Source organism: Pseudomonas sp. SB113, from assembly GCF_040754745.1.
Taxonomy (GTDB): Bacteria; Pseudomonadota; Gammaproteobacteria; order Pseudomonadales; family Pseudomonadaceae; genus Aquipseudomonas; species Aquipseudomonas grimontii.
The window spans coordinates 50,890-76,677 of the sequence record NZ_JBFMHW010000015.1; the positions used below are offsets into that span (position 1 = coordinate 50,890).

Below are 25,788 nucleotides of genomic sequence, written 5' to 3' on the forward strand. Positions count from 1 at the left end.
CTTAATAACCCCATTCTGTTCAGTTTAAGTTTTGCTCAGTTTCAAGCTGAACCTTTGAACAGTTTTAACACCGGTAACGCTGTGGAGTCTATGCAGTCAAATGAGAGAGCAAGCTATCCCGAATCAGATCAAGGTCATTGTCGGTAAATCCTAGAACCTCACGTTGCTCATAGCGCACGTCGGGAGCACCGCGCTCTGCACGATCTTTCAACCCGAACTGGTGAACTCTGGCAATCCGAGCGATACGCCCAGTGAACCCCATAGTGATACTGCTGCTGTCACCACGGACCTTCAGATAGGACGCTGTGCGCAACTTTTTGAACATCGTCAGCTTCCGCTGGACCCGGCCCTGTTTACCGCGCAGGTTCCGCTGTTTGCGCGGCGCAAACTTGCTCCCGTCGGGGTTTTCCTGAGCCATGACACGTTTCTGCTGACTGCGGCGCAGCTCCTGCCCAATGCTACGTGCCAGTTTGCCTCGCTCACCTGGCTCCAGCCGATCCAACAGTACCGCCGCCCAGGTCTCCAACGCTTCCAGATTACTCGCCATCAGGCACTCGCCACTCACTAGTGTTGCCCTGGGCCCCAGGCTTCCAGTTCGGATCGAGGTATCCCGCCACATACTGCGGTTCGTTCGGATGCTTCACGGTGGTTTTGCCCTGGTCATCGTTGCCAACGACTACGCGCTCTGTCAGCGCCAGGGTAATGCTGAGGTCCACTTTGTCCTTGTCGAGGATGTCCGCTTCGAACTGAATGCCGTTTTTGACCTTGTCGAGGTTCTCCAGCAACTCGGACTGGTTAACGCTCAGCCAGCCCAGGATTGGCAGAAACACGCTGTCGGGGTGTCCGGCGAACTCGGTGAGGATGATCTGCAGGTCAAAGCTGTACTCAAACGACAGGGTGTGTGCGGCGGTGCAACGGACCTTGCCGTTGTCGATGAAGATCAACAAACGGTCGGGGTTGTGCTTGAACTCGGCGACAGTTGCCAAGAGGTGAGCGCGTAGGCTCTCGGGCTTGTTCATGGGTTGGCCTGCTGGTGTTTGTAGACCATGTCGACCTGGGCCGCGCAGTCAGCCCAGGCAGCTTCGGCGCGGTCTTCGTCAGTCAGTAGGTCACCGTTTTTGAGGGGACTGGTCGCTGGTAGGTGGCACGGCACCACGGCCGGACAGCCAGTCACGATAAGCGGCGGCGCCGGTGATGGCGGGGCGCTCGCGCAGCCGACGAGCAGCATCAGGCAAAAGCTGAGTAGCCCAGTCGCGCAGTTCGGAGTTTTCACGTTTGAGTTCCTCTATAGCTCGCTCGCGTTTTGCCAGGCCCTGACGCAATAGGTCTTGCTGCGTGCGCAGGGCGCCTTGATTTTCGCGTTCCTGTTTCAGGGTGTCGGCGAGGGTGTTGGCGGTTTTCAGGTTGCGGTCGGCGTCGTCGCGGGCTGTCTTTGCCGCATTTTGCGCCCGTTCGGTTTTGCCTTCAGCGACGTCGATGCGTGTTTCCTGGACCCAGATCAGCAACGCGAGGGCGCCGAGAAGGGCGAGGCCGTACAGAGCCTGGCGCAGGGTGCTCACGCGCGGTACCAGCCGAGTTTGTTCATGGCCGCGGCGTCGAGCTGCTTGATGGGGCCGCGCACGATCACGGCCCGAGCGCCGTCCATCAACTGGATGGCCTCGGCCAACAGCAACATATCGTCCTGTTCGGTCGACTCAGGCACCACCAGCAAGTCACCGTCCTGCATCCGTAATTTCTTCACCGCGTCGAAGTCGATCATGCCGCAACCCCTTGCCCGCACTCGCAGCTGGCGTGCCGTTCGTACGCACGTTGTAGCTTTGCGTCGTAGAGATTCCGCAGGTAATCCGGGCCGTTGTAGAGCTTGGCAAACTCGGCCCATTTACGGGCCTTCAGCGCCTTGTGTAGCACCGGGTCGGTTTCAAGGAAGCGGGTGAAGGCGTCAAACTGCTGCGATTCGCCGGCACTCATCGCCGCCACAAAGTCCTGCACGCTGGCGTAGCCGAGGCGCTTCCAATGGAACCCCATGATCTGGAAGGCTCCCCAGGACGCCGACTCCAGGGCGGCGGTGTCGTCGATCAGGCGGGCCATGGCCAGGCGCTGGTGCTCGGAGGTACCGCCGATGTATCCACCAGGCTTTGGGTTGACCAGGGCAGGGTTGGCGGTGGCGAGTTGGTCGGCGTGCCGCTTGAGTTCGCCTGGGTCATCGCCGGCAAGGCGAGCGGTGGCGAGCTGGCGGTACATGATGTGCCGTTCGAACAGGATCACCGGCTTGCCGTTGTCGAGAAAGCCCTTGCCCTTTGACTCGACCTCATTGACCGCGTAGATGCTTGCCAACGGTACGTCGAGGCGTTCGGCTGCGGTCACCAGGTCGTTGTTGCGCAGCAACTGGGCGCAATCGCCGCCGGCCAAGCTGGTCTGGGTTTTGGTGCCAGCGATGCCGTCGGCGACCAAGCCGACTTTTACCTGGTAGGCGCGGACGGCGGCTTCGGTGGCGTTGCCGTACTCACCGTCCGCCACCAGGTTGGCACCGTACTTGTTGAGGTTCTTTTGCAGGATCAGCACTGCTTGCGAGCGATCCCCGTGGCGAAGGGTTGTCATAGTTGCTCTACCTTTCGGTTGAAAAACTTTTTGGCCGCTGCACGCGTACCTTCGACGCCCAGCAACCCGATCACCCCACCGAAAAAAGGCGCAGTGGACGTCGGGATACCGAGCAATGCCAGGCCATGGCTAGCCGCCAGGGCCAGGGTGCCGCACAGCGGCGCCTCGATCAGCATGCGGCGCAGGGTGCCGCCGCCATACATGATCCGAAGGGCCGCGATGACCAAGGCGAGGACCCCGGCGTAAAGAGTCGGCCAGTTTTGTTCGAGCCAGGCGGCGAGCCAGGCCCATGTGTCGGGACGGTCAGGCATGCGCTTCATTCCGTTGTCCAGGGTTGGTGGGTTCAAGGGCTTGGTGCCGAGGTGTCAGTCCCATAGCTGCACCATCTGCCGTTGAGGCGCGCTGGTTTGAGCGTCGGGCATGTTGATGACAAGGCCTTGCGGCAGGATGGGGCCGTGGTCAGCCAGGCCGGGGTTGGCCTCAAGTACGGCTTCGGTGACGCCCGCAGTGCGGCCGTAGAACCGCCAGCAGAGGGCGTCGACGGTGTCGTTTTGGTTGGTGCGGATGGCGACGGGCATCAGATCAGTTCCACAGTGGTACGGGTGCGACCGAGGAAGTCGCGCACAGCCCAGCGTAGGTCGCGTCGGTAGTCGTCGATGTTCGGCGTTAGTGCATCAGCCTTGTCGCTGCCGGTGTTGGTGGCGCTGTAGTCGCGGTAACGCTCGCAGACTTCGGCGCCGGTGCCAGCCTCAATCGCACGGCGGTACAGATGAATCTTTACCGATACGTCCTTGATGCGATCCCCCGGCACGTCAGCCAACGTGGCGTAGCCAGCTGTCTGTTGGCGGATTCGCCATTCGCTCAGTTCGTTGTTGAGATTGATCGCGGCTGCGATCACGGCGGTCTCCAAGCGGGCCGGGGTGACGCTTGCGTCGATGCGCAGGGTGGCGCGCAGGCCGTCCAGATCAATCGAAGGCCAGAACGGGTCAGTGTTGATATGGCCGCTGTCGACTGTGCCGCTGGCTACAAATGCGCTCATGACTGCACTCGAAAATAGATCGCCGGTGGTCGGGGCTTCACGTTCAGGAGGAGCGGCCTGGCCGATCCGCCCCGAGCCGGCGGGGTGCGTGGGGACGCTCGGTCAACTGCCAGTGGCAGCGTGTTTTTTCAGGAGGCGCTCGGCGCTATCCAAATCCTTCTTGCCGCCGCAGCCGTCGTGCAGCTCGATCGCCCGCTTGAGCAGGTCGATACCGGCCTGAATCTGTCCGGGCTGGCCTGGCTCCTCGGCGGTGATGCCATCCAATGTCGCGCGGCCGGTTGCCAGGTACAGCTTGGCGCGCGCCTGGTCGGGCATGTCTTCGGCGTCGGTCAGTTCGACGGTGCGATGCAAGATGCTCAAGTCGAAACTGCCATTGGCCTTTTGCGCTTTCAGCGCGGCCGTGGCGATTTCTTCCGCCACCAGGCAGCCGGTGGTGCGTTCGAAACGGTCCGGCATGATCAGCTTGTGCTTGAGCACGTAGTCGGCGATGTCCAGGGCACCGCTGTAGTCCTCGACGTCAACGCGCCAAACCATGACGGTGGTCATGACGTCGTCCTGAGCACCGTTGCCTGCGGCAAGTACACCCTCGACATACGGGATGTACTCGGGCAACAACTGAGCCTTGAGTGCAGCCTTGCCCTCGTTGGACTGGATGGCTTTCAGGCGCAACCGGTCTTGCAGCAACTGATTCAACTGGTGCTCGTACGCGGTTGCACCGGCCATGGATTGCTGTGGTGCCGTTTTCGCTGCCTCCATGGCCGCGCGTGCGCGGCGCTGGTGGGCTTGGGCGATGCTGAGTGCCATGGGGTTAACCCTCGCTGCCTGCGTCTTCAACCGGCGTGATGTTTTCCAGCAGGCAGCCCAGGCCATATTCCTCGACCACGTACGCCTCGTTCGACGATTCGAAGTTGCTCACGCGGTTCCACTCCGGCTCCTCCTTGAGGTAGCGGCGACGCCCGCCGATCTGCCAGTACACCGACAGGTTGGCGAAGGTGGTGATGAGGATCGTGCCTTCGGGGATGTACGGCACCTCGTACAGCGGCAGACCACCGACGCGGCGTTGCGAGATGATCAGGTCGCTCGCCAGAGTGTTGGTCGCGTCCTGGTCTTTGTTGACTAGGGCCAGGAACTTGTCGTGGACCAGCTCGCGGCCGGTCAGCACCACCAAGCCAGGGTTGCGGCGGTACCAAGGGTCGAGCAACTGGATGGCGTCGTAAACCAGGGCGTCGATGTTCTTGAAATCACCGGTTTTGCCAATGGTGATCTTGCCGGCGACGGCACCTTCCTTCAGCACACGGTCGGGTGCGTGGGTGCGGTACTGCTGGAGCCAGCCGATGTTGACGTCTTCCAGCAGCGGGTGCGCGGTGCGGTCGGTTTGCTCTGCCGCCGAAACTCCGTAGAAACCGATCTGGATACGGTCGAGCGCCTGACGTTGGGCGATGGCGCTGGACAGGCGGGTTTGGAAGTCCGGGAACTTGGCCCAGGCGTCGAGCTGTTTGTAGCTGACGAAGGTGTCGAAGTCGGTTTGTTCGGCCTTGTACTTGTCGCTCGACAGAGTGCCGATGCTGCGCGGCTCACGTTTTTTGACGTTGGTGTTGGTACGGCTGGCAACGGTGCCGCCCACGCCCAGGCCGACCTTTTCGCCTTCCTGTTCATCGACGCCGATTACGTTGACCTTGGTCAGGAACTCGCTCGACTCCTGAATCTTGGTTTCCAGGCGCTGCTGGATGGTTGGGTCGACGCTGAATGTGGCGGTGGCCGATTCAACGCCGTTGAGCAGTGCGACCTGGCCGAGGTAGCCGGTGAAGAGTTTTCGAGTGTCGTTACGCATGGGTGTCTCCGATAGTGGGCTGGGCGGTGTAGGCCGCAGGTCAGAACTCAGCCAGGGCTTGTTTGCCGCCGCCGGTTACCGGTGGGCGCTGGGTTTGGGAGTGGTCTTGGGTTTTGCCGAGGGTGGTTTTCAGCTCGACCAGGTCTTTGCTGAGCTGCTCAACCTTGGTGCTCAGTTCTCCGGAGAACTTCTTCTCGGCGGCCAACTGATCGGGCAGATCCTTGACGTGGTCGGCAATCGCTTCGACGGCCTGGCCGATTTGGGCGAACTCGGCGTCGTCCTTCGCCTGTTTGCCGCCGAGTAGTGCCTGCACCTTGCTGAAGAGCTGGGCGCCGAGGCTGGGTTTGTCCTCGATTTCCTCAAACTGCAACTCGGTTTCCACCGCCTCGGTGAACATCGATGTTGCGGAGTAATGACGGTCTTTGAATGGGCTGGATTCTGGCTTCTGCGCGGAAAAAGACAGTACATCGGTGCCCAGGCTGGCCGGGGAGTCAGTCACCGCCAGGCCGACGATGTAGGCCTCGCCGGTGTCCGAAAAGCTGTCGTCGATTTCGATCGATGTATAAATCTTCTGCTTGGCCTTGTTCATGGCGATCAGATCGGGCGTCGGCTCGACCTGGGCGAACAGGGCCAGCTTCTTCTGGCCGTTGATTTCCACTTCTTCGGTCTTGACCGCGAGCACGTCACCGTAGGCCTTGAAAGGGCTGTCGGGCAGCAGGCTGCGGAAGTGCTCCAGCCAGATGCGAGCACCATAGGTGGCTGGATTGAAGTTCTTCGCCGCCTGTTCCAGCCAGCTACGTTTGATGGTGCGCTTGTCCGAGGTAGCGCCCTCGACGGCGACACGGAACCAATTGCTGCGAAATTTCTTCATGCCGGGAATCCTCAATGCGTTGGGCGCTAAGTGCGTTGCAATGAGGGGCATGGTCGTGACGCGCGCGAGTTGCGGCAACGGGACGGGATTGTAGAGAGCGGGACTACAAGGGGCGGTGCTACTGACTCGCAGGCGTGGGCGGCAGCATCGCGGCCATGACTACGACTGAACTGCTCCCAATCGATCCCCGACGCCAATCCAAGTTCCTGTATTGGATGGGTTGGCGTATCTGCGAGATTGCCGAGGCTACGGGCGAAAAGGAAAAAACGCTACACAGCTGGAAGGCCCGCGACGAGTGGGACCGGGCGGATAATGTCGAGCGCATCGGTGGGGCGCTGGAAGCGCGTCTGGTGCAGTTGATCCTCAAGGAAGGCAAGAGCGGCGGGGACTTCAAAGAGATCGACCTGCTGCACCGGCAGTTAGAGCGACAGGCCCGCATCCAGCGCTTCCAGGGTGGCGGTACCGAAACCGAACTCAATCCCAACCTCGCCAAGCGCAACGAAGGGCCGAAGAAGAAAACGCCGAAAAACGACATCAGCGAAGACCAGATCGAGCTGCTGCGCGAGGCGTTTATCGATGGATGTTTCGACTACCAGAAAGACTGGTACCGGGCGGGCAATCAGCGCACCCGCGTCATCCTCAAAAGCCGGCAGATCGGCGCCACTTACTACTTCGCCCGAGAGGCGTTTATTGATGCGCTGGAAACCGGGCGCAATCAGATTTTCTTGTCGGCGTCGAAGAATCAGGCCTACCTGTTCCGTGGGTACATCCAGGCGTTTGCCCGCGAGGTCATCGGCGTCGAGCTGACCGGTGATCCCATCGTGCTGCCGAACGGCGCCGAACTGTTTTTTCTCGGTACCAACGCGCGCACTGCCCAGGGCTACCATGGCAATTTCTACTTCGACGAATTCTTCTGGACGTTCAAGTTTGAGGAGCTGAACAAGGTTGCGTCGGGTATGGCGATGCACAAGAAGTGGCGCAAAACCTACTTCTCGACGCCGTCTACCATGGCCCATGAGGCCTACACCTTCTGGACGGGCGAGCGCTTCAACAAGGGCAAGCCGGCGGCGCAACACACCAAAGTCGACGTATCCCACGGGGCGCTCCAGCAGGGTAGGTTCTGCGAAGACCGGCTGTGGCGACAGATCGTCACCATCCTCGACGCGGAGCAGGGCGGTTGCGACCTGTTCGACATTGAAGAACTGCGGCGGGAGTACAGCCCGGAAGCGTTCGCCAACCTGCTCATGTGCGAATTCGTCGACGACGGCGCGAGCATTTTCCCGCTGACGGTGTTGCAGCCCTGCATGGTCGACAGCTGGGTCGAATGGGCCGAGGACTATAAGCCGTTTGCGATGCGGCCGTTCGGCGACCGCCAGGTGTGGGTGGGTTATGACCCGGCGGAAACCGGCGATTGCTCGGGCCTGGTGGTGGTCGCACCGCCTTTGGTACCAGGGGGCAAGTTCCGGGTACTGGAGCGTCACCAATTCCGAGGTATGGACTTCGCGGCGCAGGCGAGCGTGATCAAAGCCGTCTGCGACCGCTACTGGGTGACGTACATCGGGATCGATGTCACCGGTCTGGGCAGCGGCGTGGCGCAGCTGGTGCGCCAATTCTTCCCCAATGTCACCACGTTCAGCTATTCGCCTGAGGTCAAGACCCGACTGGTGCTGAAGGCCTACGACGTGATCCACCGGGGCCGGCTGGAGTTCGACGCCGGCTGGACCGACATGGCGCAGTCGTTGATGGCGATTCGCAAGACCATCACCGCAGGCGGTCGCCAATTTACCTACACCGCCGGCCGCAACGACAACACCGGCCACGCCGACTTGGCGTGGGCGCTTTTTCATGCATTGCACAACGAACCGCTGGAAGGGCAGACCACTGCCAATACCGGGCGGATGGAGATTTTTTGATGTCAAACCGCCGCAGAAATACCAAGCAAGTGGCCCAGGCTTCCACGGTTGTAACGCAGGAGTTTATTCCTCGCAGTGAAAGCAAGATGGAGGCGTTCAGTTTTGGTGACCCGTCACCGGTCCTGAGTGGCCGGGAGGTGTTTGATTATCTGGAGTGCTGGTTTAACGGGCGGTGGTACGAGCCGCCGCTATCGCTGGACGGTCTGGCACGGTCTGTGGGTTCCAGCGTGCACCTTCACTCGGGGCTGATGTTCAAGCGCAATTTGCTGAGCAAAACCTTCATTCCACACCGGCTGCTGTCGCGGGCAGCGTTTGAACAGTTCGCCCTGGACTTCCTGTGCCTGGGTAATGGCTATCTGGAAGGACGGCGCTCGATGCTCGGCCCGGTGCGCGAGCTGGTACCGCCATTGGCGAAGTACATGCGCACGGGCAAGGACGGCCGGCAGTTCATGGTCCAGGGCTGGAAGGAAGAGCATGAATTTGAACCGGGTACCGTTTTTCACCTGCGGGAAGCGGATCTGCACCAGGAAGTGTATGGCCTGCCCGAGTGGATCAGCGCCTTGCAGTCGGCGTTGCTGAATGAATCGGCCACGCTGTTTCGCCGCAAGTATTACGAGAACGGTAGTCACGCTGGCTTCATTCTCTACATGACCGACGCCGCGCAGAACGAAGCGGATGTCGATTCACTGCGCAAGGCGCTGAAAGACTCCAAGGGGCCTGGCAACTTCCGCAACCTGTTCGTGTACTCGCCGAACGGCAAAAAGGACGGGTTGCAGATCATTCCGGTCAGTGAAGTGACGGCCAAGGACGAATTCAACTCGATCAAAAACCAGACCCGTGACGACGTGCTGGCAAGTTTGCGTATTCCGCCGCAGCTGATGGGCATCGTGCCGCAGAACGCGGGAGGGTTTGGGTCGATCAGGGAGGCGGCGCAGATCTATGCAGCCAATGAACTGGAGCCGATTCAGGCGCGTATGGCGCAGGTAAATGACTGGCTCGGGGATGAGGTCGTGCGCTTCAAGCCCTATGAAATTCCCGTGGGGGCCTAAAACCCTGCGCAGCAAACGAGGCGACGAACCGGTGCGTCAACACCGGTTCGACGCTGGGGCATTCCACTTGATGATATGTTCAACCGTGGGCGAGGTTTTTTCTTATTTCAAACTCTTCATCTATGCTGATCATTAATCTTTGATGTGCCCTCATTAAATGTTGTGCATCAGTTCCCCAAAATTTTGAATTCTTTTTCATTGTCGCTGGTAATGCCGCAATCCACTTATCGGCCTCGTCAGCAACAAAACTATGCCCCATAAGTTTGTCGTCAAGTACGTCTTGAGCGACGTGTGCCATAGTGAATCGTCTTCCCTCAGGGGTGTTGACGGCTTGAATGCATTTTGTAATCGAACTTTCTAAACTGCTCTCACCTCTTTTATGTGATTCCAAGAGCGACTCAAAAGTGTTGATGGTAAGGAAAATCACGTCGGCAAAAGGGATTGGGGTTTCATTGAATTCGTCCTGTGTTTCCTTGGCAAGCTCAGGATCAACATATTTGGAGATGTCTTCACCTGTCGCAAACCAAAAATCTTCGTGGGTTATAATGACTAGTACGAATTTTTCGTTTTTATAGTTTTCTGTTTGCTTTAGGTTGTACGCTGTTCTCTGACCTTGTTTTATCGATTTTATTAGGCTGGCGGGCAGGCTGCGTTTTAACAATGCTTGGTCAGAAGTTGACTGAACTATTTCTCCTGGCTCAATGGCCTTGCTTTCAAAAATTATGTTTGTATCGTTGCTGTATAAAAAGTCGCATACCTTTCCTTTTAAGCCATTTTTCTTATAGATTTCTTCTATGTTTTTTTCGTTGAGGACTTCAATTTTTGCGTCTATAAATAACTTTGCAATGTAATTTTCCAAATCGATGCCAAAGCGAGCTTTGTAATCAGCCGCTAATTTTTCTTTTAGAAGAGTTGGGATGAAAGTCGCTAGTCCTCCAGTACAGACCATAGAGTTAAAAATGTAGACTCTATCTCCATCTATCAGCAAAGGCCTTTTTCTAAACGTAGCTGGCTGAAAATATTCCCCTTGAGGCTCATCGGCAAGTTCGTTCTCCTTGAAAAAATCTGGAAGGTCATTAATCCGAATGCCGGTGAGAATAAAGTAATTTCTAATATGAACGGCGGGGATGCTTGGACAAAGGGAGTGAAGTAAACTAAGTATGTTTAGCTCAGCGACCCCGTTTTTTGCGTCGTTACACGCGTATAGAAAAACGAATAAGCTTATAGTTATGTAGGAGTCGATAGAAAGGCCGGTAATGCGAGAAAATTCAATGTCATAATAATCGTTTTCTGCGAACCAAAGCCTTTGGCGAAAGATTGTGTACCAGTCCCAATGTGAAGGGCGCTGGTACCAAGCTTGCTGCATTATCATTGGACGAAGGACGGGTATAGGGTCTCCATTTTTTAAATCAACAGCTAAGTGTTGCATTTTATAAATGTTGTTTATGATTTCTCTGAAGTGGTTTTTTGTTATTTCACGTTTCCCGATTGCCCCCTCAATCATTGAAAGTTTAATAGAAAACATAGTGATCCACGGCATTGACTCACTTGGTCTCTCGGAGTCGTTGAATTCGCCAAGGTAACTTATTCCTTCATTTAGTACTGATAGTGGACAGAAAGACGAAAGTTCAGACTTTATGTTGCGTATCTCTCGCTTGTACTTTGTTGTGCTCATTATGAAGGCGTCCTTGGCGATTTAATTGCGGCTTTGGTGAGTTGCCGGAGCTGATGACAGAATTTAACCGAAGATGTTTTTAATATGATAGGAGTCGTATCCCGGTGTGTTTTAGGTTGGCAGGATTAAACTGTCTTCCTTTGCTCTCACGTTACCCACCGCGCTGCTGACCTTGAACCATTCAAAGGCCTCGGCCGGCTCGCCCTGGTGCAACACCATCTGCTCGGCGCGTTCTTTTGGCGTTGCCGGGTCAAGCCATTCGCGGGCAAGGTCCGGCGTCAGTACCACAGGCCTGCGGTCGTGGATGTCCACCATGCCGCCGGCACTATCGGCGGTGATGATCACAAAGCCGTCATGCTCGCCTGGGCCTTCATCGGCGTCTGGCAACTGGCCGATGGCCGCGCACAATACCGGCGCGGCGTCCCGTCTGCGGATCAGATAGGGTTGTTTCTTCGGACCGCCTTCATCCACCCACTCAAACCAGCTGTCGATGGGCGTGATTGCTCGGTGAGGCCAGATCGCCCGGAAGAACGGGCTGTGGGCGACCTTCTCGACACGAGCATTGATCGGCGCGGCGCGGTCCTTCGCCCAATGCGGTCGCCATCCCCAAGTCACCGGATCTGCGTGCAGCAAGTCTCCTTGCATGTGTAACAGCGCAACTTGGGTCGTTGGTGCGACGTTGTAGCGCTCGATGGGCTGGTCTCCCACAGAGTTGACCAGGGCATTGGGCATGCTCAAGGCCGCGACAAAGTCATGAATACCTCGGTACTGCGACAGTCTTCCGCACATGGCTAAGCCCTCTCTCGGTTTGATCTTAGACAATCGTGGTCGGTCGAGGCCTCATTTCATTGACGATCCGTCGCAACTCTTCCGCTTCTCGCTTGTTCACGTAGTTCGACGTGGTCAGGTCTGAGATCTGCTTTCGCATTGCTGCGGCTTCGGCACCGCGCTCTCGGAGATAACCAGCGAACTCGCTGTTCTTGGCTTGTGTTTCCAACAGCATCTGGCTGATCCCGAAAACGTCTGCCCGCGCTTTGCGTAATTGCGCGTTCAGTTCCTGGATCTCATTCTCCAGTAGGCGGCAGTGTTGTCGGTACATCTGTAGTGGAGAAGGGAGGCCGAGCCATCCGAGGGTGTCGCCATCATTGTTCATACGTTCGAACTCAATACTGTATGCGCATACAGTAAATGACGTTTTTCCATGACGCGATTTGAGGCGACGAGCTGTAGGGGAAGAGGGGATTGTGGGTCAGCAAAGTCAGCTGGGATAGATGAAAGTTTGCCCTTCAGCAGCATGAAAAAACTCACTCCAACATAGCATTTGCCGGATGTAGCGGCAAGCGTGAGCGGCTGTACGCCCAATAAACACGGGGCTTGCGGCACATTCGGGTACTACTCAGCCAGGCCTGAGACAGCGGCTGGTATGCCGTCATCGGCGCGGGGTATTGGCGTGCTAAATGCGGGGGTTGACGTGCCACATCGGGGCATTGACGTGCTTCATCACCCGGCGCGCGCCGTCGTCCCCCCACCTCGCCTGCGGGCTAAATGGGTCTCTTTTTCCGCACTTCTGCACTCCCTCCAAAACTAGTGCGGCTGGGGGCTGTCGGGACGTTTCAATACTGTCAAAAGCCTGCGGAAACCTGCGAGGGTGGGTGCGTTTCAATGATGCTCATGCGAACGAACAGCCAAGTATATTCGGGAGTCGGCTCGGGAAAGGGGGAGGGCGCTGGCCGAGGTCCATCAGAAGTTGTGCACGCACGTTGCTGCACAAACACTCCCGGGATTTCAGTAATTGTCACCAAAACTGTCACCAGCTTTGCGCAACGTCACATCGGTACCGCTGGAAGCCTTGAAAATAGTGGAGCAGGTGAAGGGAATCGAACCCTCGTTATCAGCTTGGGAAGCTGGTAGCGAGAGTCCGTAATAATTTAGCTTTGAATTTTTAACAGGGTCTTTACACGGGAATACCCTTTCGATTGGAATCGAAGTGCCATGATCTAATCTTTGATAAAAACTCCCACACGTCACCTGTGGTTGGTTTGATATAGCCAGTAGACGATGGGTCTTCACCCATCTTTTCGAACACTTCAATGAGCCATGATGGTCCGTGCCCAGTTGCTTTGGTTTCGGGTAACCAAGATTCTAACTCACCCTTAGGGACTGTGAACATTCCATATTCTGAAAGTTGACTTAGAAGATTCAATGCCGCCTCTCTCTCTTCTTCATTTAAAATGTCGACTCCTCCATCTCTTTTCATGTTCTTACCCGTGTCGTCCATTGCCTTTTTAACGGCCCCCCTCATCGATGCTAGTGAGTTATGCGATATTTGTGGGACATTCATGCTTATAAGCATGTTTGTCCATGTACTGCCGCCATCCTTTAATACGTCAATATCCACTATGCCCGCTGCCGGTATGCCTAATTGTCTTAATGGTCTAATTATTGTTTGAATTGTTTGTTTGTTTTGGGCGTTTATGAATAAGCAGTTTGGAATTCCTTGTTCGGGAGAGAATCGGAGCAAACGCTCGTTTATTTCCTGATAAAATGCACGGTCTGCGTCGGATTCTGTAACAATCACAAATTCATAGAATAGGCCGCTTAGAACTCCAGTTGAACGCAAAAGAGGGTTTCTCATTAACTCAAGGATGTCTCCGCTCGGTAATACTCTCGATGTTGCGAATCCGCCTCTATAAGTCAGTCTAATTATATTTACCGGTGCTCCTGAGTGGACACATCCCATTACAAACGCTGGGCTATGTGTAGATATGAATACCCGTTTGTTTTCAGAAAGAGCCGCACGCGAGATCTCCAGCCCTAGCTTAGAGGCGAGTGATGGATGAAGGAAAGCTTCTGGCTCGTCAATCAGAATGACTTTGGGATCTCCCGCAATGAGCTCAGTTATAATTCCAGTGAAAGCTTTAACTCCGTCGCTTGCTGCATCTATCAGAAGTGCTTTTGAATGGAAATCGACAGCCTCTGCGTGTATACCTCGTTCCTCAATGTCGTTTAGTGGGGCACGCTTCGAGAGGCGAATCCGTAATTTTCCAAGTAATGTTGGGTCAACCACAAAGTGGGTATCAAAAGCTTCACGAACTATTCGTCTAACCTCATGTCGCTTAGTATCGTCTCGAAGTAATACTTGAAGGCTAGTGTGTGGCGGCTGCTGCAGATCCCCGGCAGGTTGCTCGTTTACAAGATTAATACGGCTGCTGCCGTCCAGCATTAAGGTGGCGTGTGTCAAAAACCATGTGCAAAACGCCCTGGTATTAGAGTCTGGCGATATAATGAATTGTTTTAAAGTTTGAGAGTCGATATTGTTTCTGACGCGAGGTGTTCCGAATATTATAGAGCCTGGGCTAAGTAGGTCGCCTGGGGAAGGTTCTAGGGTGTACTTGCTAATTTCCTTTAAGGCATTTTCTTCGTTATTGTTTTCGAAAGTTAATTTATTTAAAATTAATGTGTTAGTTGAAAGGATTCCAGTGTGGCAATATGAGGCTATCTCAGATATTACTTTGCTTTTCCCAGAGTTGTTAGGTCCTACAAATACAGTTATAGGTGGAATGGAGATTTCTTCAGGTTTGGAGGTTGGAGTACGTCCAAACTTAAGCTCTATATTTTTTATCATTCGACCGTCCACTGGTTGAGTTTGTTTTTCGATTTAATTACTACGGAGAGGGAAGTTGGCTAATTTCAGAACTTCAAACCTCATCTGTAGTCACCCCAGTTACTTATGATTTTCGGTTTTTAGTCGTGCCAAGCCTTGTTTAATGTGCCCGGCGTTTTCACCTATGGTTTCGAGTGCCCCCCGGATATTTTGGCTCACAGTCGATGCGTTTTGCTGCTCTGCCCACAGAGTCAATTCCATCAGAGCAGCTTCCAAGGCCAGTTGGTTTTGATAAAAGCGTTCTAAAACTTCTGCCAGTGAATATTCGTCTGCCACTATTTCCTGCTCCCTCTGAAAATAGCTCAAGCATAGCATTGGGAATGATCCGGAACGCTGTCGCCCACAGAAAGGATAGGACGCGTTGGTACTAAAGTGGTACGTACAGAGGAAGATTGGGCTGCAACTGGCGTGTTATATGGCTTACAGACTTAGTCATTCCAATCCATCATGGGGGCGATGGAGAAGCGGCGCGAGAGGGATCGCGGTGGGGCTAGGTCTGAGGGCTTTGGGATCTGGAACGGATAATGCGAAGGGTCGGCAGTTTATCAGGAATGGGTCAGAGGGGGCTGTGTCTTGATCGTGCGACGCGAAACCCAGTGTTAAGCAAATCTGTCCCCTTTTTTCTTGCACCGAGGGGGCTTTCCCGAAAGGTCTGGAGGCATTGCTGTGCAGGCAGAGGGGGGGTATTTCAAAAAGAGTAATTTCAGTAACCACGTTTGGGTAATGGGCTGGAGGCCGCATATTCCGCAGGGTTCGGTGTTACAAAAAGGAGTAACAGAGAAGTAATTGAAAAGGTAATTTTTTTCCAACTTGTTGTTTTTAAATGGTTTTTATAAAAATGAGAATTACATTTATGAAGAGTAATCAGATTACTTCAATATTACTTAAAAATTACCTTTTGGCCTGAATATAAAACCATTTAAATTCAACGGGTTGAGTGTGAAAAACGGTCAAGATTACTTATGTTACTCTTTTTTTTGCCCCCCTCTAGATTTCGAATCTCGACCCCCTTCGCATGTGATGCGCGCGTAACGCGGTGCAATCTGAGGTCCGTGGGAATGGCTTGGGAACACTTTTGCGCAACCGGCACCGCTGGAGCCCTTGTATTCCGGGTCCTCGGCCGAGCGATCGAGGGTGCGGGTACTTTCGAATCTCTCCTTCACCGCCAAATTCGATGTAAACAAAACCCCTGGTTTCGAAAGAAACCAGGGGTTTTGTGATTTCCGGGGTTTGAAAAACTAACCTCTGTCAAATCACGCAAGTTGGCGAACCGGAATAATAACGGACAAAAACCGGCAGACTCGAAAGTCTCCCCCACACCCGTCATCAATGCCGATGCCGATGATGCACATCCGGAAAATGCGCATGGCTATGCCTCAGCGGACTGTGCACATGCACATGGCTATGGGGTTCCGCTGGATCCCACTCAAACCCATGCTCATGCTGATGATGTTCATCATGCACATGCCGATGCCCGTGTTCCGTCGCGTCATGCTGATGATCATGGGCATGCCGTTCCGTCAGGTGCAGCCAAACGCCCACGGCCATCAACGCCGATGCAATCCAGAAGGCCACTGTCACGGACTCACCCAACATCAGCACCGCAATCGCGGCACCCAGGAACGGCGCGGTGGAAAAATAGGCGCCCGTGCGTGCACTGCCCAGTCCGCGCAACGCCAGCACGAACATCACCAGGCTGATGCCATAGCCCAGAAAACCAACCAGCAAGATCGGCGCCAGCTGCGCCATGCCCGGGATCTGCGCCCCGAGATAAAGCGCCAACCCACTATTCACCAGCCCCGCAATCAACCCTTTGGCCCCGGCGATAAACAGCGCGTCCGACGCCGATACTTTGCGGGTCAGGTTGTTATCGATCCCCCAGCACAGGCACGCCACGGCAACCGCCAGCGGCCCTGTCCAGTCATGGTTGGTGCCACCGCCGTCGGCCCCTGACAACACCACGCCGCCCAGCACGATGGCGATCATCCCCAGGACGATGCGACGGTCGGCGTTTTCCCTGAACACGACCCAGGCGATGACGGCGGTCAGTACCGCTTCCAGGTTGAGCATCAGGGAGGCGGTTGCGCCGGCCGTGCGTGTCAGGCCGAACATCAACGCGACAGGCCCGAGGATGCCGCCGAATGCGATGGCGCCGAGCAGCCAGGGCCATTCCGATGGGCTCAGTCCGCTGGGTTTCCAGCCACGATCACGGATCAGGCGCACGCCGGCGAGGCCGACGCCACTGCCGAGGTAGAGCAGGCCGGCGAGCAGCACGGGCGAGAGGCCCAGGCCGAGGTTTTTGGCGAGCGGGGTGCTGGCGCCGAACAGGGCGGCGGCGGCGAGTGCGTAGACGATACTGAGGTTCATGGGCCATCCTCGAAAGGTTGGCCCATGATACGTCGCGGGTTTAGGTGAAAGCCCGAGCGAATTTACTGCGCGGTTTTCAGCTTGATCACATCACCGGAAATCTTGGTGGTGTAACCGCTGAGCACCCAGGCCCAGAACCAGTTTTCCTGTACTTGGGTGTTGATCAGCGCATCGCCGCCTTTTGCTTTGATGGCGGCATCCTGGGCGCGCACGAAACGGCTGTTCTGGCCGATCGGGATCACGCCGAACAACATGATGCCGGTGGCGCTGGCTTCACTGTGGCCCAGGACGGTGTATTGGCTGCTGTCGTATTGCGGGGATTTGATGGCGGTGCCGGTGCAGCCTGCAAGCGTGAAACCGAGAACTGCTGCTGCAACCACTTTACTGATGTACTTCACTGGGAAACTCCATGGACTAAAGCCCGAGATTCAATTCTCGGGGGCCGCACTTTAATCGCTCCGGCAAGGGATTGAAATCAATCTTCCCTCGTCAGATGTGCAACCACGCCAGGCTACCTAGCACCACCGCCACACCCGCCGCCGCATACGACATGCGCTTCAACCACTCCCTTCTCGTCAACAACGTAATCGCTGCCAGCGAAATCGCGATCTGAATCGCGGTCATCGCCTGGGCCCAGCGATGGTGCTGGTGCAGCGCTTCTTCGGACTTCTGATCCCACTCCCGTGAGGTGGCCTCGAGCTTTTCGGCCTGCTGGCGCACGTCTTCCTTCTGGTGCTTGTAGCGCTCGACTTCTTCCTTGTAATGCGCCGCATCCACCCCCGGAATATGGGTGGCCAGTTCCGCCAGGTTCTGCCGGCTGGACTTGGCCTGGTAGTAGCTCCATTGGTTGGCGGCTTCGGTCTTGATGATGGCCGCGTTGTTCTTGTCCATCGCCGCCTCGCTCTCGGTGGAGCCGGCCTGGTAGCTGAGCATGGCGCCGAGGGTGGCCATCAGCGCGGTCATGACGGCGATGCGACTGGCGAAATTATCCCCACGGCCGTGGGCATGTTCGGTGGTGTGTTCAAGGTGTTTTTCGTGAGGGCTGGGAACTTCGAAGGCTTCGGACATGGGGCGCGCCGGTGAAGGGACTGGGGGAGTCTGATTCTTCACCAGTGAAGCTGTCTCAAGCCTGTCCGTAACGCCGGATCAGGCGCACATACACTGCGATATTGATCGCCAGCACCAACGCGCCCAGGCCCAGTTGGATCTGTGGGGTCAGCCCGGCCGGGTAGATCAGCGTGAGGATGTAATGCTCGATAAACCCACCGCCATAACCGTCCTGCCCGGCGAGGTGGCGAAACAGGTTTTCCCAGCGGGTCAGCGGGCAGGGCAGGTGAAACACTTCGACCGCTACACCCCACGCAGCGGCGGGCAGGTGCAGCCAGACAACCGGGCGCCATTTCAGGGCCAGCAGCCCACCAAACAGTACGAACAGGATGAAACACAGGTGGAACAGCACGAGGCTGTCTGCGGCTAGACGATAGAGCATTGCGCGCGCTTCGAAAGGAGGGGGCGCACAGTCTAAAGGGTTGCTAGCGGGCAAGCGTGGCCGTTATTGTGCTGAATCCTTTTAGTCCTTCCTCCAGGGTTTGTTGTGATGAATGCACCGCGTACCGCAGTCGGTCCGATCAAGGCCGTGATTTTCGATATGGACGGGTTATTGCTGGATACGGAAGGCATCTACACCGAAGTCACGCAGATCATCGCTGAACGCTACGGCCGAACCTACGACTGGGGCATCAAGCAGCACATCATCGGGCGCGGTGCCCAGGATTTGGCCGACTATGTGGTCAAGGCACTGGACCTGCCGATTACTCCGGCTGAATTTCTCGAAATTCGCGAACCGCTGATGAGCGAGCGCTTTCCCAAGGCTTTGGGCATGCCTGGCGCGGAGGCGCTGGTGCGGCACTTGAAGGCGCACAACATTCCGATTGCCGTGGGCACCAGTTCGTCGCGCAATTCGTTTGGCCACAAGACCACCTTGCACCGCGAGTGGTTTGCCTTGTTCGGCACCATCGTCACCGCTGACGACCCGGAAGTCGGCGCGGCCAAGCCCGCGCCGGACATCTTCCTCACCGCTGCGCGCCGCCTGGGCGTTGCCCCTGAGGATTGCCTGGTGTTCGAGGATTCGCCGTTTGGTGTAACGGCTGCGAAGGCCGCCCGTATGACCGCCATCGCCGTGCCCGATGAAGCCATGGCCGACAGCAAGTACCAGCATGCCGACCAGATCATCCGCAAGCTTGCGGACTTCGACCTGGCGGCCTATGGCCTGCCGCCAATCTCCTGACCCTACTTGGTAAAAAATGTGGGAGGGGCGGTGCGACGATTCGACTTGCCCCTCCCACATTGGGTTATGCGCTGAACCCACCATCGATGGTCAGGCTGGCACCGGTGATATACCCCGCTTCCGGCCCGGCCAGGTAGGCCACAAAACTGGCTATCTCTTCCACATGCCCGTAACGCCCCACCGCCATCAACCCGATCAGGCTCTCGGCGAAATCGCTGTTTGCCGGGTTCATATCGGTGTCCACCGGCCCAGGTTGCACATTGTTGATGGTGATGCCACGCGGCCCCAAGTCCCGCGCCAGACCCTTGGTCAGGCCGACCAGCGCCGCCTTGCTCATCGCGTACGGGCCACCACCGCCAAACGGCATGCGTTCGGCATTGGTGCTGCCGATGTTGATCACTCGGCCGCCTTCGCCCATATGTCTGGCGGCTTCCTGGGTGGCGATAAACACGCTGCGCACGTTGATCGCCAAGGTCTGGTCGAAGTCTTCCAGCTTGAAGTCTTCCAGCGGTGCGATGGCCAGCACGCCGGCGTTATTCACCAGGATGTCCAGGCGGCCAAAGGCTTCCACGGTGGCGTTGACCGCGTTGCGGATCGCCGTGGCGTCGGCGCTGTCGGCGTGAATCGCCAGGGCTTTGCCGCCTTCGCTGATCACGCTGTTCTGCAGGGCTTCAGCTTTGGCGGCAGAGCTGACGTAGGTAAAGGCAACGGCTGCACCCTGGGCTGCCAGACGCTTGACGATGGCGGCGCCGATGCCGCGGGAACCGCCTTGGATCAAGGCGACTTTGCCGCTGAGGTTGTGTGTGGTCATGTCGATCTCCGAGTCATTCAAGGCCCAATGCCCTGTTGTTGGAGCCGAGTATCGACCTCACTCACCGCTGCCGGTAGACCGTGATTGCTATAGTCTGTGTAAACCAAAAGTTTAGAGTGGGCCAATATGGAGAGCTTTGGCAGTATCGAATGCTTTGTGCGCAGCGCCGAAGGTGGCAGCTTTGCCGAGGCGGCCCGGCACCTGAGCCTGACCCCGGCGGCGGTCGGCAAAAGCGTCGCCAAGCTGGAGGTGCGCCTCGGCGTGCGGCTGTTCCAGCGCAGCACCCGGCGTCTGGCGCTGACCGAAGCCGGCAAACTGTTCCTGGCCGAAGTCAGCGGCAGCCTCACCACCATCCAGAACGCCGTGGCCAACCTGGCCAGCGCCGAAGGGCGGCCGGTGGGCACGCTCAAAGTCAGCATGGGCACGGTGTTTGGCAATCGCTATGTGGTGCCGTTGCTGGGAACGTTCATGGCGCGCTTTCCGGACATCAGCCCGGACTGGCATTTCGACAACCGCCAGGTGGACCTGATCGGCCAGGGCTTCGATGCCGCCATCGGCGGCGGTTTTGAGCTGCCCCAAGGCGTGGTGGCGCGTAAGTTGACGCCGGCGCATCGGGTGCTGGTGGCTTCACCGGGTTACCTGGCGCAACGCCCAGCGGTGCGCGAGCCCGAAGACTTGTCGCGGTGCAACGGTATCCTGATCCGCTCGCCGCAAACCGGGCGTATCCGTTCCTGGCAGTTGACCAGTGTCGAACGTGAACACCGCCCGCTGGTGCTCAAGCCCGGCATGACCATGAGCGACTCCGAAGCCGCCTGCTGCGCCAGCGCCCAAGGCCTGGGGGTTGCGCTAGTGAGCATGCCCATGGCCGTACCGTTCCTCGACAGCGGCGAGGTGGTCAGGGTGTTGCCCGACTGGTACGTCGACGACGGCAATATTTCCATCTACTACGCCGAGCACAAACTGCTGCCCGGCAAGACCCGGGCGTTTGTGGATTTCATCATCGAGCAGTTTGCCGAAAAGAACCTGGGGCAAAGGTTCAGCGCAATCTAAAACCAGGCGCAGATCAAAACGTGGGAGGGGGCTTGCTCCCACATTGGATTTTCAGCGGCCGAACCGGGTCGGCCAACCAATGACCTTCTTCGGCCGAGGCGTTGCGTACGTCCGGATCTTCGACGTGGAAAGCCCCAACCGCACCAGGGATTCGGCAATGGTCACCGCCGCCGTCACGCCATCCACTACCGGCACCCCGGTGCGCTGGCGAATCTGCTCATCCAGCCCGGCCATGCCGCCGCAGCCCAGGCAGATTACTTCGGCCTTGTCCTCGCTAATGGCCAGTTCCGCCTGGCGCACGATGGCTTCCATGGCGGCCAGCGGGTTTTCTTCCAACTCCAGCACCGCCATGCCGCTGGCGCGCACCGAGGCGCAGCGCTGGTAAAGGCCGGCGAGTTTCAGGCGGTCTTCGATCAGCGGCACGGTGCGGTCCAGGGTCGTCACCACTGAATACGCATGGCCCAGGAACATGGCGGTGCTGGCCGCCGCTTCGGTGATGTCCACCACCGGCACATTCAATAGCTCCTGCAGACCTTCCCGGCCGTGCTCGCCGTAGCCCGCCTGGATTACCGCATCGAAGGGTTGGTCGTAAGCCATCACCCGGTCCATCACGGCGATGGCGGCCAGGTAGCTTTCAAAATTGCCCTCCACCGATTCCGCGCCGAAGTACGGGGTAAGCCCGACAATCTCAGTGCCCGGCGAGGCCACGGCCCGCGCTTGCTGGGCGATGGTTTCAGTGATGGATTCGGTGGTGTTGACGTTGACCACGAGGATACGCATGGAAGGTCCTTACTCAGTGACTGACGTTATCGACGGCAATGCTTTCGCCGCTGACATCGGCGTAGAACGGCTGGCGCTTGGCGATCAGCAGGTACAGCAACCCTGCAATACCGGCGCCAAACAACCAGGAAAACGGTGAGACGCTGGCAAATCCCGGCAACAGCGCCAGCAGGATGGCGATCACGGCTGCAGGAATAAACGCCGCCACTGCGCGCATATTCACCCCACGGCTGTAGTAATAAACGCCATTCGGATCTTCGCTATACAGCTGCGGAACGTCCACCTGGCTTTTACGAATCAGCCAGTAATCGACCATGATCACCCCGTACAACGGCCCCAGCAGCGCGCCCAGGCCGGAGAGGAAATACACGATCACCAACGGGCTATTGTAGAGATTCCACGGCAGGATCAGCACGGCCACGGTGGCGCTGATCAGGCCGGCGCGGCGGAAGTTCAGGTACTTGGGCGCCAGGTTGCTCAGCACAAAGGCTGGCGCGACAAAGTTGGCCATGATGTTCACCGCCACGGTGACGATCAGGAATGCCAGGCAGCCCAGCACGAGAAAGAAGGTATTGGGGATGGCGGCGATGATTTCAGTCGGGCTTTCGATCACCCGGCCATTGAGTTGGAATTGCCCGCCGCACAGCAGCACGGTGATCGCGGCAAACACCAGGATATTCACCGGCAGGCCCCAGAAGTTGCCGACCAGGATGGTCTTGCGGCACGGCGAAGAGCGTGCGAAGTCGCAGAAGTTGAGGATCAGCGTGCCGTAGATCGCCAGCCACAGCGCGCCCCCGGCGAAGATATTGCGCCACATCTCGCCGCCGCTCAGCGGTTCGCGGATCGACCAGGCAATGTTGCCGCCGGCCTGGAAGTACATCCAACCGGCCAGCGACGCGACAGTCAGCAAAATCACCGGCCCGGCAAAGCCTTCATAACGGCGCACCATCTCCATGCCATAGGCCAGGATCACCAGTTGCACGAACCAGATCGCCACAAAACACACCCAGCCCAAGGTGGATAACCCCAGGATCGAGTTGTGGTCATAGTCGGCAAATCCTGGATGAATCGCCGTCAGCAGTACGCGGAAAACCACCGACGCCAGGTAGGTCTGGATACCAAACCAGGCAATCGCGATCACTGCGCGGATCAACGCCGGAATCTGCGCGCCGTGAATGCCGAAACTGATGCGGCTGATCACCGGAAACGGCACGCCGGTCTTCTGGCCCATATACCCGGACAAGTTCATGAAGAAGTACACCAGCGCCGCACCGATGCCCAGGGACAACAGGATCTGCCAGCCGCCCAGGCCAAGCGCATAGAGGCCGATGGCGAACGAATAGTTGGCGATGTTGTGCACGTCATTGGTCCACAGCGCGAAGATGCTGTAGCGCCCCCAACGTCGGCCTTCGACCTTGGTCGGCGCCAGATCCTTGTTGTGCAGGCGTGGGCTGAGCACCAGGGGACCGGGGCTCGCGGCGTCTGGGTTCAGGGCGGAGGAGGGCAGATCCAGTGCGATGTTATTCGAGAGGCTTGTACGCATTCCGGCAGGCTCCAGCACATCTGCCGGGAAGCCGCAGATGGCAAAGTGTATGTAGGTTTTGTATTTATTGTATACAAAGAACATTCCACCTTAAGCCACATGCGTGCCAGTTTTGGATCTATGAAAGTCCTGGGTAATTTGATCTTTATAGGTTGGTTAAATAACTGGCTGAATTTGAAGAAATATAAATTGACCGTTTGAACAGCTATTTATTTTTTGGGCGGTCAGCGTGCGATTCGCCAGGCCAACCCGGGGGAGGGGAGAGGTGTTACGTTATGGTGCGGCTGAAGAAAAATTGCACACATAAATGGCACCAATGGTTACATTTGTGTGTACATTTCCAACACTCAACACAAAAAAAATGTGGGAGGGGGCAAGCCCCCTCCCACATTTTTTTACAGCATCAACTTCAAGCCTTGCTGATGATATTCCCCGCATGCAGCCCGCATTCCTTCTGCGTGGCTTCTTCCCACCACCAACGACCTTCGCGCTCGTGCTGGTTCGGCAGCACAGGACGGGTGCACGGCTCGCACCCGATGCTGATAAAACCGCGCTCATGCAGGCTGTTGTACGGCAGCTCCAGCATACGGATGTAACCCCAGATCTCCTCGCTGGTCATCTGCGCCAGCGGGTTGAACTTGTACAGGGTGCGTTCCGGGGTGGAGAAGGCCGTGTCGATTTCCAGCGCCGCCACCTGGCTGCGGGTGCCGGGGCTCTGGTCGCGGCGCTGGCCGGTGGCCCAGGCGCTGACGCCGGAAAGCTTGCGGCGCAGCGGCTCGATCTTGCGCACGCCGCAGCATTCGCCATGGCCGTCCTTGTAGAAGCTGAACAGGCCTTTCTCCTTGACGAAGGGTTCCAGCTTGCTCTGGTCCGGCGAGATCAGTTCGATATCGATCTTGTAGAAATCGCGCACCTGCTCGATAAACCGGTAGGTCTCCGGGTGCAGGCGGCCGGTGTCGAGGCTGAACACCTTGACGTTCTTGTTCAGCTTCCAGGCCATGTCCACCAGCACCACATCCTCGGCGCCGCTGAAGGAAATCCACAGGTCATCACCGAACTGGCTGAACGCCAGCTTGAGAATGTCCTGGGCAGACTTGTTGGCATAAGTCGTGGCGAGTTCAACGACGTCAAAGGCTTGGTTCATCAGGACGGTTCCTACAGGTCAATGGCGCTGAGCGCTCTATAGGGGAGCGATGGTATCAAAATCCGCCCTGCGTTGCGGCGGCGGGCTTGAATCGCTAGAGTTCGGCAGTCCTTTTGCTCGCTCAACTAACAACATCTAATGGGAGTGTCTTGTGGAAATTGCCTGTCTCGACCTGGAAGGGGTGCTGGTCCCGGAAATCTGGATCGCCTTCGCCGAAAAAACCGGTATTGAATCCCTGCGGGCCACCACTCGGGACATTCCCGACTACGACGTGCTGATGAAGCAGCGCCTGCGCATCCTCGACGAACACGGGCTCAAGCTCGCCGACATCCAGGAAGTGATCGCCACCCTCCAACCGCTGGACGGCGCCATCGAGTTCGTCAACTGGCTGCGCGAGCGCTTCCAGGTGGTGATCCTGTCCGACACCTTCTACGAATTCTCCCAGCCGCTGATGCGCCAACTGGGCTTCCCGACCTTATTGTGCCACCGCCTCATCACCGACGAAAACGACCGCGTGGTCAGCTACCAACTGCGCCAGAAAGACCCCAAGCGCCAGTCGGTATTGGCGTTCAAGACCCTCTACTACCGCGTGATCGCCGCTGGCGATTCCTACAACGACACCACCATGTTGGGCGAGGCCGACCGTGGGATTCTGTTCCATGCGCCGGAGAATGTGATTCGCGAATTCCCGCAATTCCCGGCGGTGCACACGTTTGAAGATTTGAAGAAGGAATTCATCAAGGCTTCGAATCGGCCGTTGAGCCTGTAATTTCTTTCGGTCCGGCTGAGGGCCCTATCGGGAGCAAGCCCCCTCCCACATTCGACACCATTCCAACAGATAAACGAGGTCGAATGTGGGAGTGGGCTTGCTCCCGATGGGGAAGGTAGCGCCACTACCAATGTTCCTGTCAGTCCCCTGCAAGCAATCGCTCATAAGGAATACTCAAGCCTTCATGCAGTCGCTTGATCATCGACAGGCTCAGCTTGCGCTTGTGATTCAGCACTTCGGATACACGTCCGCTCGTCCCGATGAAAGGCTCAAGATCCCGGGTGGTCATGCCTAGCTGCTCCATGCGAAATTTAATCGAGAGGAGATGCAATCTCGGAAGTATTTCCTGACGGGTAGGCAGTCGCTTCATGTGATCCTTCACAGACGGCGGGCGGAC

General features: G+C 57.2%; 28 protein-coding genes and 3 pseudogenes. 5 read left to right on the top strand and 26 right to left on the bottom strand.

Annotated features, from left to right (window positions below; genetic code table 11):
- Window positions 1-88: 88 nt before the first annotated feature.
- The 12 genes and pseudogenes from AB1462_RS19735 to AB1462_RS19790 form a co-directional block, all read right to left on the bottom strand.
- The gene (locus tag AB1462_RS19735; protein WP_367247696.1) at window positions 89-547 is read right to left on the bottom strand and encodes a phage virion morphogenesis protein; all 459 of its coding nucleotides are present in this window, start codon (window positions 545-547) and stop codon (window positions 89-91) included.
- Window positions 537-1,019, bottom strand: coding sequence for a phage tail protein (locus AB1462_RS19740; protein WP_367247698.1), 483 nt, complete (start codon window positions 1,017-1,019; stop codon window positions 537-539). The genes AB1462_RS19735 and AB1462_RS19740 overlap by 11 nt, the downstream gene beginning before the upstream one ends.
- Window positions 1,016-1,201: pseudogene (gene lysC, locus AB1462_RS19745) on the bottom strand (Rz1-like lysis system protein LysC); the annotation flags it as partial. The gene AB1462_RS19740 and the pseudogene lysC, both read right to left, overlap by 4 nt.
- A pseudogene (gene lysB, locus AB1462_RS19750) lies at window positions 1,119-1,559 on the bottom strand (Rz-like lysis system protein LysB); the annotation flags it as partial. The pseudogenes lysB and lysC, both read right to left, overlap by 83 nt.
- The gene (locus AB1462_RS19755) at window positions 1,556-1,759 is read right to left on the bottom strand and encodes a hypothetical protein (RefSeq protein ID WP_367247699.1); all 204 of its coding nucleotides are present in this window, start codon (window positions 1,757-1,759) and stop codon (window positions 1,556-1,558) included. The pseudogene lysB and the gene AB1462_RS19755, both read right to left, overlap by 4 nt.
- Window positions 1,756-2,598, bottom strand: coding sequence for an N-acetylmuramidase domain-containing protein (locus AB1462_RS19760; protein ID WP_367247701.1), 843 nt, complete (start codon window positions 2,596-2,598; stop codon window positions 1,756-1,758). Before AB1462_RS19760 ends, AB1462_RS19755 begins: the two co-directional genes overlap by 4 nt.
- Window positions 2,595-2,918: a phage holin, lambda family gene (locus tag AB1462_RS19765; protein ID WP_186296032.1), complete on the bottom strand. Its 324-nt coding sequence runs from the start codon at window positions 2,916-2,918 to the stop codon at window positions 2,595-2,597. The genes AB1462_RS19760 and AB1462_RS19765 overlap by 4 nt, the downstream gene beginning before the upstream one ends.
- 45 nt (window positions 2,919-2,963) lie before the next feature.
- Window positions 2,964-3,176, bottom strand: coding sequence for a tail protein X (locus AB1462_RS19770; protein WP_367247702.1), 213 nt, complete (start codon window positions 3,174-3,176; stop codon window positions 2,964-2,966).
- Window positions 3,176-3,637 (bottom strand): head completion/stabilization protein, encoded by a 462-nt coding sequence (locus AB1462_RS19775; RefSeq protein ID WP_367247703.1) that lies wholly within the window; start codon window positions 3,635-3,637, stop codon window positions 3,176-3,178. Before AB1462_RS19775 ends, AB1462_RS19770 begins: the two co-directional genes overlap by 1 nt.
- Before the next feature lie 102 nt (window positions 3,638-3,739).
- The gene (locus AB1462_RS19780) at window positions 3,740-4,441 is read right to left on the bottom strand and encodes a terminase endonuclease subunit (RefSeq protein WP_281111977.1); all 702 of its coding nucleotides are present in this window, start codon (window positions 4,439-4,441) and stop codon (window positions 3,740-3,742) included.
- Between the two features lie 4 nt (window positions 4,442-4,445).
- Window positions 4,446-5,468, bottom strand: coding sequence for a phage major capsid protein, P2 family (locus tag AB1462_RS19785; protein WP_367247705.1), 1,023 nt, complete (start codon window positions 5,466-5,468; stop codon window positions 4,446-4,448).
- 40 nt (window positions 5,469-5,508) lie between these two features.
- Window positions 5,509-6,339, bottom strand: coding sequence for a GPO family capsid scaffolding protein (locus AB1462_RS19790; protein ID WP_367247707.1), 831 nt, complete (start codon window positions 6,337-6,339; stop codon window positions 5,509-5,511).
- A 155-nt stretch (window positions 6,340-6,494) separates the two neighbouring features.
- Between AB1462_RS19790 and AB1462_RS19795 the strand changes: the two genes are divergently transcribed.
- Together AB1462_RS19795 and AB1462_RS19800 are read left to right on the top strand one after the other, a co-directional pair.
- On the top strand, window positions 6,495-8,252 hold the full coding sequence (locus AB1462_RS19795; RefSeq protein ID WP_014717573.1) for a terminase ATPase subunit family protein: 1,758 nt from the start codon (window positions 6,495-6,497) through the stop codon (window positions 8,250-8,252).
- A complete protein-coding gene (locus AB1462_RS19800; protein WP_367247709.1) occupies window positions 8,252-9,301 on the top strand; it encodes a phage portal protein in 1,050 nt (349 codons plus the stop codon). The genes AB1462_RS19795 and AB1462_RS19800 overlap by 1 nt, the downstream gene beginning before the upstream one ends.
- Before the next feature lie 79 nt (window positions 9,302-9,380).
- Here AB1462_RS19800 and AB1462_RS19805 read toward each other — a convergent pair whose 3' ends face one another.
- From AB1462_RS19805 to AB1462_RS19845, 9 genes are all read right to left on the bottom strand, one after another.
- Window positions 9,381-10,841: a hypothetical protein gene (locus AB1462_RS19805; RefSeq protein WP_367247710.1), complete on the bottom strand. Its 1,461-nt coding sequence runs from the start codon at window positions 10,839-10,841 to the stop codon at window positions 9,381-9,383.
- 246 nt (window positions 10,842-11,087) lie between these two features.
- Window positions 11,088-11,765 (bottom strand): SOS response-associated peptidase family protein, encoded by a 678-nt coding sequence (locus tag AB1462_RS19810; RefSeq protein ID WP_367247712.1) that lies wholly within the window; start codon window positions 11,763-11,765, stop codon window positions 11,088-11,090.
- A gap of 25 nt (window positions 11,766-11,790) precedes the next feature.
- Entirely contained in the window at window positions 11,791-12,129 is a 339-nt protein-coding gene (locus tag AB1462_RS19815) for a hypothetical protein (protein WP_367247713.1), read from the bottom strand.
- A gap of 801 nt (window positions 12,130-12,930) precedes the next feature.
- Window positions 12,931-14,601 carry an ATP-dependent endonuclease gene (locus tag AB1462_RS19820; protein ID WP_367247715.1) on the bottom strand — a complete coding sequence of 557 codons (1,671 nt, stop codon included), beginning with the start codon at window positions 14,599-14,601 and terminating at the stop codon, window positions 12,931-12,933.
- Window positions 14,602-14,700: 99 nt separating this feature from the next.
- On the bottom strand, window positions 14,701-14,916 hold the full coding sequence (locus tag AB1462_RS19825) for a hypothetical protein (protein ID WP_367247717.1): 216 nt from the start codon (window positions 14,914-14,916) through the stop codon (window positions 14,701-14,703).
- A gap of 1,050 nt (window positions 14,917-15,966) precedes the next feature.
- Complete coding sequence (locus tag AB1462_RS19830) at window positions 15,967-17,007, bottom strand: EamA family transporter (RefSeq protein ID WP_367247718.1); 1,041 nt, start codon at window positions 17,005-17,007, stop codon at window positions 15,967-15,969.
- A gap of 62 nt (window positions 17,008-17,069) precedes the next feature.
- Window positions 17,070-17,405, bottom strand: a complete 336-nt coding sequence (locus AB1462_RS19835; RefSeq protein ID WP_032887540.1) for a hypothetical protein — start codon at window positions 17,403-17,405, stop codon at window positions 17,070-17,072.
- A 91-nt stretch (window positions 17,406-17,496) separates the two neighbouring features.
- The gene (locus tag AB1462_RS19840) at window positions 17,497-18,075 is read right to left on the bottom strand and encodes a DUF4337 domain-containing protein (protein ID WP_367247720.1); all 579 of its coding nucleotides are present in this window, start codon (window positions 18,073-18,075) and stop codon (window positions 17,497-17,499) included.
- A 55-nt stretch (window positions 18,076-18,130) separates the two neighbouring features.
- On the bottom strand, window positions 18,131-18,496 hold the full coding sequence (locus AB1462_RS19845) for a DUF2784 domain-containing protein (protein ID WP_259191242.1): 366 nt from the start codon (window positions 18,494-18,496) through the stop codon (window positions 18,131-18,133).
- 108 nt (window positions 18,497-18,604) lie between these two features.
- Between AB1462_RS19845 and AB1462_RS19850 the strand changes: the two genes are divergently transcribed.
- Window positions 18,605-19,294: an HAD-IA family hydrolase gene (locus AB1462_RS19850; protein ID WP_090400369.1), complete on the top strand. Its 690-nt coding sequence runs from the start codon at window positions 18,605-18,607 to the stop codon at window positions 19,292-19,294.
- Between the two features lie 64 nt (window positions 19,295-19,358).
- Here the strand turns inward: AB1462_RS19850 and AB1462_RS19855 are convergent, their stop codons facing one another.
- The gene (locus AB1462_RS19855) at window positions 19,359-20,105 is read right to left on the bottom strand and encodes a 3-oxoacyl-ACP reductase family protein (protein WP_090400368.1); all 747 of its coding nucleotides are present in this window, start codon (window positions 20,103-20,105) and stop codon (window positions 19,359-19,361) included.
- 126 nt (window positions 20,106-20,231) lie between these two features.
- Between AB1462_RS19855 and AB1462_RS19860 the strand changes: the two genes are divergently transcribed.
- Window positions 20,232-21,155 carry a LysR family transcriptional regulator gene (locus AB1462_RS19860; protein ID WP_315337938.1) on the top strand — a complete coding sequence of 308 codons (924 nt, stop codon included), beginning with the start codon at window positions 20,232-20,234 and terminating at the stop codon, window positions 21,153-21,155.
- Between the two features lie 51 nt (window positions 21,156-21,206).
- Here AB1462_RS19860 and AB1462_RS19865 read toward each other — a convergent pair whose 3' ends face one another.
- The 3 genes from AB1462_RS19865 to AB1462_RS19875 form a co-directional block, all read right to left on the bottom strand.
- Entirely contained in the window at window positions 21,207-21,935 is a 729-nt protein-coding gene (locus tag AB1462_RS19865) for an aspartate/glutamate racemase family protein (RefSeq protein ID WP_090400366.1), read from the bottom strand.
- A 13-nt stretch (window positions 21,936-21,948) separates the two neighbouring features.
- Window positions 21,949-23,478 (bottom strand): NCS1 family nucleobase:cation symporter-1, encoded by a 1,530-nt coding sequence (locus AB1462_RS19870; protein WP_259191239.1) that lies wholly within the window; start codon window positions 23,476-23,478, stop codon window positions 21,949-21,951.
- Between the two features lie 409 nt (window positions 23,479-23,887).
- Complete coding sequence (locus AB1462_RS19875; RefSeq protein ID WP_027603661.1) at window positions 23,888-24,622, bottom strand: phosphoadenylyl-sulfate reductase; 735 nt, start codon at window positions 24,620-24,622, stop codon at window positions 23,888-23,890.
- A 151-nt stretch (window positions 24,623-24,773) separates the two neighbouring features.
- On the opposite strand from AB1462_RS19875, the gene thrH reads away from it, so the two are divergent.
- On the top strand, window positions 24,774-25,391 hold the full coding sequence (thrH, locus tag AB1462_RS19880) for a bifunctional phosphoserine phosphatase/homoserine phosphotransferase ThrH (protein ID WP_367247724.1): 618 nt from the start codon (window positions 24,774-24,776) through the stop codon (window positions 25,389-25,391).
- 139 nt (window positions 25,392-25,530) lie between these two features.
- Here the strand turns inward: thrH and AB1462_RS19885 are convergent.
- A pseudogene (locus tag AB1462_RS19885) lies at window positions 25,531-25,710 on the bottom strand (type II toxin-antitoxin system HigA family antitoxin); the annotation flags it as partial.
- Between the last annotated feature and the right edge of the window lie 78 nt (window positions 25,711-25,788).